Annotated in this window: 6 protein-coding genes; 4 read left to right on the forward strand and 2 right to left on the reverse strand. The window is 55.4% G+C overall.

Annotated elements, in window-relative coordinates; genetic code table 11:
• From VN887_16175 to VN887_16185, 3 genes are all read left to right on the forward strand, one after another.
• Window positions 1-482: restriction endonuclease (locus tag VN887_16175; protein ID HXT41544.1), on the forward strand; the 482-nt coding region annotated here is incomplete at its 5' end.
• A 47-nt stretch (window positions 483-529) separates the two neighbouring features.
• A complete protein-coding gene (locus tag VN887_16180; protein HXT41545.1) occupies window positions 530-955 on the forward strand; it encodes a hypothetical protein in 426 nt (141 codons plus the stop codon).
• 356 nt (window positions 956-1,311) lie between these two features.
• Window positions 1,312-2,253 carry a DUF72 domain-containing protein gene (locus VN887_16185; GenBank protein HXT41546.1) on the forward strand — a complete coding sequence of 314 codons (942 nt, stop codon included), beginning with the start codon at window positions 1,312-1,314 and terminating at the stop codon, window positions 2,251-2,253.
• A gap of 79 nt (window positions 2,254-2,332) precedes the next feature.
• On the opposite strand, the gene VN887_16190 is transcribed toward VN887_16185, so the two are convergent.
• Both VN887_16190 and VN887_16195 read right to left on the reverse strand, forming a co-directional pair.
• On the reverse strand, window positions 2,333-4,117 hold the full coding sequence (locus VN887_16190; protein HXT41547.1) for an ATP-dependent helicase: 1,785 nt from the start codon (window positions 4,115-4,117) through the stop codon (window positions 2,333-2,335).
• On the reverse strand, window positions 4,083-5,942 hold the full coding sequence (locus tag VN887_16195) for an AAA family ATPase (protein HXT41548.1): 1,860 nt from the start codon (window positions 5,940-5,942) through the stop codon (window positions 4,083-4,085). The genes VN887_16190 and VN887_16195 overlap by 35 nt, the downstream gene beginning before the upstream one ends.
• A gap of 233 nt (window positions 5,943-6,175) precedes the next feature.
• On the opposite strand from VN887_16195, the gene VN887_16200 reads away from it, so the two are divergent.
• Window positions 6,176-6,594, forward strand: a 419-nt coding sequence (locus VN887_16200) for a S24 family peptidase (protein ID HXT41549.1), incomplete at its 3' end; no start/stop codon positions are given.

The raw sequence follows: 6,594 nt of genomic DNA on the forward strand, positions 1-6,594 counted from the left end.
AGGTCGAATATTCCTTGGGCCGGGGCTCGGATGGAGGCGTGGATTTGGTTTTGCGCAAAGATGGCCGAACATCGCTCGTCCAATGCAAACAGTGGAAGGTGTTTTCGGTGGGCGCGCCCGTCATCCGGGAAATGTTTGGCATCCTGACCGCCGAACGGGCCGACGAAGCCATCATTGCAACGTCGGGTAAATTTACCCGCGAAGCACAAAGCTTCGCCGAGGGAAAACCGATCCGGTTGGTGGACGGCCCGCAACTGCTCGCCCTCGTCCAATCCGTGCAAAGCCGACCTGACGATTCGTCGCCATCAGTCGAATCAAATTCCGATTCAACTCCCGTGCCGACCTGTCCCAACTGCGGCAAACCAATGGTGATCCGCACCGCACGGCGCGGCGGCAATGCTGGCAATCAGTTCTGGGGCTGTGCCAGCTATCCCGCCTGCAAAGGCACTCGTGAAGTTTCATCTGTTGAGGTCAAGCCATGAAATCTGGCCTTCTTCCAAACGGACTTTCCCGGAGAACCACCAACTGCTTGACTAAAGCTGGTATTCCGATCGCAAAAAAGGCGATCATCAAAGCCCTCAAAACCGGAAAGCTTTACCCCTATCGCTGGCCCCCAAACTACGGGAAATACACGCACGTTGAGGTTTGTCGTTGGGTGGGCACTGATTCGCAAACTCTCTCACCTCCCGCCCAAGATGATCTGGCCCCGTATCCTGCGAACGGCCTTTCCTATCGGGCCAATCGGTGCCTTTCACGATCCGCCATTCTCGCCACGAAAAGGGAGGTCCGTTATGCCCTGCGGACTGGAGTGCTCGTGCCAGGCAAACGCCCCAGCAACTACGGCCCACAAACCCATGCCGAACTTTGCCGTTGGACGGGCGTTAATCCCGCGACGCTTGCTCCCGCGCTGCCAAAACACACGCCATCCGGCGTTGGAAATCGAAGTGCGGGTTGAACCGTTTGAAAACGGACGAGGCTTCTCGTTGCGCGTATTGCGAGCCGGAGCGCCGCGAAAATCGCCGGTTGCGCCGTGACCAACTCGCCGTTGTGCTTCGCTTCACGGTCTGCTGGTCGGCCCCTTCCCTCACGACTGCGGCCCGTTCGCACCTCCGCAAACCGCGCGCTCGTCACGAGCTTGCATAGCGCAGACCCGCAGGAGCGGCGCGCTTCCGTCTGCGTGCTCGGCAGCGGGCGTTGCGCTCCGGCTGCGATCCGCTAGGCGCTCCTCTCCGCCCTCCGCTCCACTTTCCCCGCTCGCCGTCCGCAGACCGAAGCCTCGTCAAATAAGAATGAGATTGGTATTTTCGCGCCGTGCCATTCGAGCGCGACAAGATGAAACAGGTCGTGGCGGAACTCACCGCCAATGGCGTGTTCATTGGAACGTCCTCTTGGAAATATGACGGATGGTTTGGGCAGCTTTATACGCCCGCGCGCTACGAGTATCGAGGCAAGGTCGCCAAGACGCGGTTTGAGCGAGATTGCTTGAGCGAATACGCCGAAGTGTTCAAGACTGTTTGCGTTGATGCGGCCTACTACACTTTCCCCAGCGACAAGTATCTCGCCGGTTTGGTTGAAAAAGTTTCCCCCGACTTCCAGTTTGGTTTCAAGGTGACGGATGAAATCACCGTGAGGAGGTTTCCAAACCTTGACCGCTTCGGCATCCGCGCGGGCAAACCCAATGAGAACTTTCTGAACGCCGAATTATTCAGTCGCGCTTTCCTCAAACCGTGCGAGGCGATCCGGCAGAATGTCGGCGTCGTGATGTTCGAGTTCTCGCGGTTTCATCAGAGCGACTACGAGCACGGTCGCAACTTTGTGGCTGATCTCGACAAGTTCTTCGGCGCGTTGCCGAAGGGCTGGCCTTACGCCGTGGAGATGCGGAACAAACATTGGCTCGCGCCCGAATACTTCGCCTGCCTTTCGCGCCACAGCATCACGCACGTCTTCAACTCTTGGGATGCAATGCCGCCGGTGAGCGAGCAGATGGCACTCGAAGGAAGTCGAACGAATCCGCAACTCGCTGCGGCTCGATTCCTTCTTAAACCTGGCCGCAAATACGAGGATGCGGTCAACGCCTTCAAACCTTACGACCGCGTGAAGGACAAAAACCCAGAAGCGCGGGCGTCTGGCAAAGCATTGATTGCCGAGGGCAAGGCAACCGGGCAAAAGAAGAAAACATTCATCTATGTGAATAATCGGTTGGAGGGCAACGCGCTGGAGACGATTGCGGCGATGTTGGATTTGGCAGAGTAAATCCTAAAACTGAATTCGCATCAGACCCGGCCCGGGATTTTTGCGACACGAAAATATTTGGTCCGCACCAGAATGTCGGTTATTTGGTGGACGGCAGCGCTATTATTTCTTGGAAACACTTCAAGAAGTCCGGCTTCAGTTTTTTGAGCGCGTCGAACGTCGAAGTGTGAACACAGATGACGAGCCGTTGCTTTGCTCGCGATACAGCGACAAATGCAATGCGTCTTTCTTCGCCGCCGTTCGCATCAGACCACCATTCTATCGAAGGACAGGGAGCGTGCGACTTGTGGGGTTTTGCCGTGAAAAGAACTACCGTATCGAACTCCGCTCCTTTGACCTTGTGAATCGTCGTGACCTTCGTTCCATTCCAGAGGGGGCTGACTCCAACATCAAGGAGCGTTTCGCGGAGCGTTTCGCCATCGGCCTTGGATTTCATGTAGGAGCGTAAAGCGGCGGAGTCTTCAATCCAACCGACAGACGTTGCCGCCTTCGCCACAGCAGCTTTTACCCGCTCAACCCACTGGTTCCACGTTTCGCCTTTGACGCTCGCGACCGCTGAAGTCAACACGCTGAAAATGGCCGCTCGCCACTTTGCCTTGGTAATTCCCTTGTCGTCCAGTGCCTGAGAACTGGCGCACTCGTCGTCCATGACAACGCGAAAGAGTTCCCGTTCGATGAGTTGAGCAGCATCGCGAGGTTCGCCATTCAGTAGATGCTGAACTGCCAGATTGATGCGACGGGCAGATTTTGACTTGCCTTTGAATTCATCGCGAATGTGTTCGCCCTTCAACATCCGCACGGTCGATGATTTTCGGGCAATCACGGCTAATGAAACCCCCTTGAGGAGGCTTCTCACGTGTTGAGCCTGAAGCGGGTTGAAGCGAGGCTCGTCGAGGTTATGGACGAGAATGGTTGCGTTCCCATTTTCGGCGGACGGTAGAGCAGCTACGTGCGCACCAGAGGCGCACAACGCTGTGGCAATCTGAGCAACAACTTTCGGGCATCTCTGGCTCGTCGTTAGTGAGAGCGGAACAGCTCCTGGCAATTTCTCGAAGTCGTCGAAAATGCTCGGACTAGCCCCTCCAAATCCATAGATCGCTTGGTTCGGGTCGCCGACGACAATCCCGGAGACTCGTTCCTCGGCAAAAAGTGCAATGAACGCGCGTCCCAGGAAACAACCGGTGTCTTGAAGCTCATCAATGAAAATCACCGGAAAGCGACGCGCGATCAGTTCCCTCACGCGCACCGAATGCTCTTTGTGATGGAGAATGCAAGACGCAAGAAAATGGCAGTCGGAGTGAGTGACAATGCCGGTTCCTTTCCAATAGTTCTGCTTCCGCTTCAACACATCGGCGGCCAAGTCGGTTGGCACATCGAACTTTCCGATTTTCGGGATTCGTGCGGAGATTGATGGACTTCTGCCTACAATGCCGCAGAAGTGGACAGAGAACATCGATGCCCTCTCGTGGTTCTCGTGGCCTACGGGTATGGATGGTTCCTCCAAGTGGTCGCTAACCGCAGCCGGAATCAAGCGAACGGAGCCGGCCGGCAGTCCGACGAGATGACCAAACGGCTTTACAATGAACCGAAAGACAAACGAGTCGAGGGTACCAACGAAATGTGGCGGCTGAATATTTCCACAGACGCGCGACTCGATTGTTTCCCGAGCAATGTTGGTAAAGGACAGCGCGGCAAGTCCGCCCCCTCGATCTTGCCACCGTGCGAGCCTCTGCCGAATCGCTTCGACAAACACCTCTGTCTTACCCGCTCCAGGGCAAGCGCGAACGACAGTGATTCGAGCCGTTGAGGCGAGAACCGCCTTCTGTTCGTCACTGGGCGGCTTTGGCAGGTATTGGGGCGACATGCTCAAATGCTTTCAGTAGGTATGGTGGAATCGAAAACTTGTCCACCGGCACGAGGTAGGCGCCCGTGGAATCTCGCTCATCGAGATGAGCCGCCAGGGCTTGGGCGAACTGGGCTTTTGAACACGTTGCATCGGCGAGACAGATGCCACGCCAGACCGCGAGAATCTCCTTTGCGTGATCACCGCGACAGTCGGTGAGCTTCTTCTTATTCAGCGTTCGCGGTGTGGCATCGAATTGGGATTCCCATACATCGCACATGACGGTTGGGTTTTTTGCGCCTGCGGCAGCCAGCGAATACTCCAGCGTCACATCCGAGTGGAAAATGGTCACGAACTTGTTGCCTTTGTAATCTGAAAGCAAAGTTTGAACACGTTGGCAAATCTCAGGCTTTCCGTTCGTGCTCAACTTTGGTTGACGCGTCTCCCAATCTGCCCCTTGACTAGATTCGACGCGTTCAGTTCCTGCATCTCCATCTGTTACGACAGCAAGTCGGATTCGCAGGCCGTCGCCACCAAACAATCGCGTTATCGTTTCAAAATCTACTCCGCAGACAGGAACAACCGAAATCCCGCGATGCTCAAGATTTATGCCTGCTCTCTTTGCGAGGATTGGAACGAGCAACGCTTCTGTGATTCCTTCCACAAGGATGACGCCCTTGGCAAAAAGGAGTGTTGCCTTGGTCACGTCGAACATACGTCTGAGCTGCTGAGATTGGACAGCATCAAGCGAACAGGACGCCAGTGAAGCACAATGCAGCATGCCGTCCGCGTCCCGGTGTAACACACGCAGGCTTAGTGGGGATACGTGAGCGGCGATGGTTGGGGAATGAGTTGTGACCAAGGTTTGAACCTTGGCGGGATGGATGTCGCGCGATTCGCTCAAAAAGTCAGCAAGCAAGTTCTGTAGTTGCGGATGGAGATGCGCCTCCGGTTCCTCAACGAGCAACAGCGGCAATAGCGCATTCTTTTCCGCGTTCAACTCAAGCACGACGGTGGCAAGAAAAAGGAGGTTGTTGAAACCAAGCCCATTCGACTTCAGTTCCTCAAGGACGAAAGCTGCGCCCCCGATGCCGGTTCGAGTAATCACGAGCCGAAGACTCTGAACAATTTTGTCGAACTCAGGTTCAGCCGTTTTTATCGCGGTCCTTTGTCCCATGTTTGGACCCGATGCTTGCTCAAGCGTTCTGCAAATAAGTTCTTGAGTTTTGGAAATCAGGTCTTCCTTTTCCAAGTCTTCGTTGGCTTTTTGGGCAAACTTCACGAGCGCGGACTTGTCGGTCTCAACTGCACGCGCTCGCAACAGATGTGCGAGTCGGCTATTTCTTCCCGGCATTAACGCCGTGGTCGCATCACGTAGGGCACCCAGCAGTGTTAGTGGGATATTTTGAAGAACATCTTCGGGAATTCCGTTCTCAGAGATTTCTGCCGCGCCACCCCATCGGCTGACACTGAAACGCTCGGTCTTCTCATTCCATTGCCATCGGAAATTCAGTTGCGCCGTGGATTTTGCCGGGTCGGCAGCATTGTAGTTCAGGATGTCGATGAGTTGCGCCTGCTCGTCGGTCGAAAGTCCAGCGAACAGCAACTTCACAGAGATGGGAGCATCGAGATACGCGCCATCTGTTTGCCTGTGTCGGTCTTCGGGAATCAGCTTTGGCGAATCACCGGTTGCCGCTGCTGGTCCCAGGGCTGCTCGGATTGCATCAAGGAACGCTGTCTTGCCCACGTTGTTTTCGCCCACCAAGACATTGAGTCCGGGCGACAGCGTCGCGTTCAGTTCGCGCAGGCATCTAAAATTCTGAATCAAAACTTGTGAGAGATACATGATGCAGACGGGTCATCGGTTCATCAGTAAATGTTACAGACTCTAGCACTCGCTGGCGAGGTTTCGTTGATTCGAGAAGTTGATGCATCTGGTGATGTAAACCAGGCGCTAGGCAACAATCGTTGACCGGCAACGCGCTCGCAACCATCGCGGCGATGGTGGAGCCTGACGATTGAACACACGGGAAGGAAGTTGACAGGCTTTCTGGCGGGAGTTATCCATTTGGATAACGAATGGCCGAACTGCCACCAACCCGAAAACGTCTGCTGGATTTCATCCAAGTTGAAGTCCACGCGGGCAGGCCCATTCCCACGCTTCGCGAGATTGCGGCCAAGCTTGGCTTTCGCGGACACCGGGCGGCAGCGTTTCATTTGGATGCTTTGAAACGTGACGGTTTCATCCAGTCTGAGTCGGGAAAGGCCAGGTCGCTTCGCGTTACTTCCCCTTTGGCGAAACTCCGCAGTCGCGTCGCGGACATCCCACTTTACGGCTCGATTCCCGCCGGGTTTTCCGACGACCGCGAACAACAGCCGGACGGTTGCGTTACCGTGGATGTTGCCAGCATTGGGTTCAAGCCGACGCGAAACACTTTCGCGCTACGGGTAGTCGGCGATTCCATGATTGGAAAATTTATTTGCGATGGCGACATCGC

It is taken from the genome of Candidatus Angelobacter sp. (assembly GCA_035607015.1).
GTDB lineage: Bacteria > Verrucomicrobiota > Verrucomicrobiia > Limisphaerales > AV2 > AV2.

Coding starts and splice junctions, on each gene's coding strand:
- VN887_16190 (HXT41547.1), bottom strand. CDS start 4,117: ATGTCGCCCCAATACCTGCCAAAGCCGCCCAGTGACGAACAGAAGGCG.
- VN887_16195 (HXT41548.1), bottom strand. CDS start 5,942: ATGTATCTCTCACAAGTTTTGATTCAGAATTTTAGATGCCTGCGCGAA.